Source organism: Hydrogenophaga sp., assembly GCF_041633695.1.
In the GTDB taxonomy this organism is placed as follows: Bacteria; Pseudomonadota; Gammaproteobacteria; order Burkholderiales; family Burkholderiaceae_C; genus Hydrogenophaga.
This window is the reverse complement of sequence record NZ_JBFJMY010000543.1, coordinates 1-2,538: the sequence shown is the minus strand read 5'-3', so window position 1 is coordinate 2,538 and position 2,538 is coordinate 1. Positions and strand designations below refer to the sequence as shown.

General features: G+C 65.2%; 3 protein-coding genes. 2 read left to right on the top strand and 1 reads right to left on the bottom strand.

Annotated elements, in window-relative coordinates; genetic code table 11:
- Together ABYB95_RS21410 and hemW are read left to right on the top strand one after the other, a co-directional pair.
- Positions 1–535 (top strand): non-canonical purine NTP pyrophosphatase (locus tag ABYB95_RS21410; RefSeq protein ID WP_372661687.1); only part of this gene is annotated, 535 nt, incomplete at its 5' end.
- Between the two features lie 81 nt (positions 536–616).
- The gene (gene hemW, locus ABYB95_RS21405) at positions 617–1,798 is read left to right on the top strand and encodes a radical SAM family heme chaperone HemW (RefSeq protein WP_372661690.1); all 1,182 of its coding nucleotides are present in this window, start codon (positions 617–619) and stop codon (positions 1,796–1,798) included.
- A 53-nt stretch (positions 1,799–1,851) separates the two neighbouring features.
- On the opposite strand, the gene ABYB95_RS21400 is transcribed toward hemW, so the two are convergent.
- Positions 1,852–2,538, bottom strand: a 687-nt coding sequence (locus ABYB95_RS21400) for a phosphomethylpyrimidine synthase ThiC (RefSeq protein WP_372661684.1), incomplete at its 5' end; no start/stop codon positions are given.

The following is a 2,538-nucleotide window of genomic DNA, read 5'->3' as shown; positions in this document are numbered from 1 at the left end:
GGGCGTGGCGCTGGTGCGCCAGGCCGATCTCGGCATACCCGAAGCGCCCGAGCCGCACCGCACTTTCGTCGAAAACGCACTTGCCAAGGCCCGCCACGCATCGCGGCTCAGCGGCCTGCCCGCGCTGGCCGACGACGCCGGCCTGTGCGTGCAAGCCTTTGGCGGCTTGCCGGGCGTGGACACGGCGTTTTACGCCACCCAGTTTGGCTACCCCAAGAGCGATGCCAACAATGTGCGTGCCCTGCTGGAGCAAATGGCCGGGCAAACCGACCGCCGCGCCGCGCTGGTCAGCACCTTGGTGGCCTTGCGCAGCGCCGACGATCCCGAACCTTTGGTGGCGACCGGGCGTGCGCCGGGCTTGATCACCCAGGCGCCGCAGGGCGAGAACGGGTTTGGTTTTGATCCGGTGATGTTCTTGCCATCGTTCGGCAAGACCTTTGCCGAGTTGCCAACCGAAGTCAAAAATGCGCACAGCCACCGGGGCCAGGCCGCGCAACACATGCTGGCCTTGATGCGCGAGCGCTGGATGACATGAGCAAATCCCTTGCGCACCTTTCAGGGTTGCCCACCCGTGTCTGATACCAAGCACAACGCCGCGCAAGACGTTGCGCACTGGATGCGCCCGGGCACGCTGCAGCTCAGCAGCCTGCCCCCGCTGTCGCTGTACATCCACCTGCCCTGGTGCCTGAAAAAGTGCCCGTATTGCGACTTCAATTCGCACGAGTGGAGCGCCACCTCGGCACCGGGCCAGGCCCTGCCCGAGCAGGCTTATCTGGATGCTTTGCGCGCCGATCTGGAAGCCGCCTTGCCCCTGATCTGGGGCCGCGCGGTGCACAGTGTGTTCATTGGCGGCGGCACGCCCAGTCTGTTTTCACCCGAGGCCATCGATCGCCTGCTGGGCGATGTGCGTGCCCTGCTCAAGCTGGACGCAGACGCCGAGATCACGCTGGAAGCCAACCCCGGCACGTTTGAGAAAGACCGCTTTCGCGCCTTTCGCCAGGCCGGCGTCACGCGCTTGTCCATCGGTGTGCAAAGCTTCAACGACCAGCACCTCAAGGCCCTGGGGAGGGTGCACGACCGGGCGCAAGCCATCGCTGCGGTGGAAGAGGCGGCGATGGCGTTTGACACCTTCAATCTCGACCTCATGTACGCCTTGCCGGGCCAGAAACTGGCCGGTTGCGAGGCCGATGTGCGCACCGCGCTCGCGCTGGGGCCACCACACATCTCCATCTACCACCTCACGCTCGAACCCAATACCTACTTCGCCAAATACCCGCCGGTGCTGCCCCCCGAAGACGATGCCTACGCCATGCTGGACCGCATCACCGAACTGACCGGCGAAGCCGGCATGCAGCGCTACGAGGTGTCGGCTTACGCCCAACCGGGCCACCGCTGCTGGCACAACCTCAACTACTGGCAGTTCGGCGACTACCTGGGTATTGGTGCCGGCGCGCACAGCAAACTCAGTTTTGCGCACCGGGTGGTGCGCCAGGTGCGCGCGCGCGAACCGCGTCTGTACATGGAAAAGGCCATGGCGGGCCAGGCGGTGGTGAGCAGCGAAGAGGTGGCGCGCAAAGAACTGCCCTTCGAATTCATGCTCAACAGCTTGCGCCTGCGAGAAGGCTTTGAGCTGCAGCAGTTCATGGACCGCACTGGCCTGCCGCTGTCGGCCATTGCCAGCGGGCTGGAGCAGGGCGAGCGCCAGGGCCTGATCGAGCGCGATGCCCTGCGCGTCTGGCCCACCGAGCGCGGTTTTGATTTTTTGAGCGATCTGCAGGCGCTTTTTCTGCCGGGTTGAACACCGCAGCGCCCTGGGGCGCGCACGGTGCTGCAGGCCAGGCCTGCAGGTTCTCAGCGGGCGGTGGTGTCGGTGCTCACGGGCTGGATCGGGATGTAGATCTCGCCACCCGCGCGTTTGAACTCGGCCGATTTTTCCTGCAGACCTTCGGCCAGGGCGGCCTCTTCGCTCAAGCCCTTGGCGGCGGCAAAGTCGCGCACTTCCTGCGTGATCTTCATCGAGCAGAACTTGGGTCCGCACATGGAACAGAAGTGCGCTTCCTTGCTCGAATCCTTGGGCAGGGTTTCGTCGTGGAAGTCGCGCGCGGTGTCGGGGTCCAGGCTGAGGTTGAACTGGTCGTTCCAGCGGAATTCGAAGCGTGCCTTGGACAGCGCGTCGTCGCGTGCGCGCGCACCGGGGTGGCCCTTGGCCACGTCGGCGGCGTGGGCTGCGATCTTGTACGCGATGATGCCGGCCTTGACGTCGTCGCGGTCCGGCAGGCCCAGGTGTTCCTTGGGCGTGACGTAGCAGAGCATGGCGGTGCCGTACCAGCCGATCATGGCCGCGCCGATGGCGCTGGTGATGTGGTCGTAGCCCGGTGCGATGTCGATGGTCAACGGGCCCAGGGTGTAGAAGGGCGCTTCATCGCAGTGCTTGAGCTGCTCTTCCATGTTGGCCTGGATCATGTGCATGGGCACGTGACCCGGCCCTTCGATCATGGTCTGCACGTCGTGCTTCCAGGCGATCTGCGTCAGCTCGCC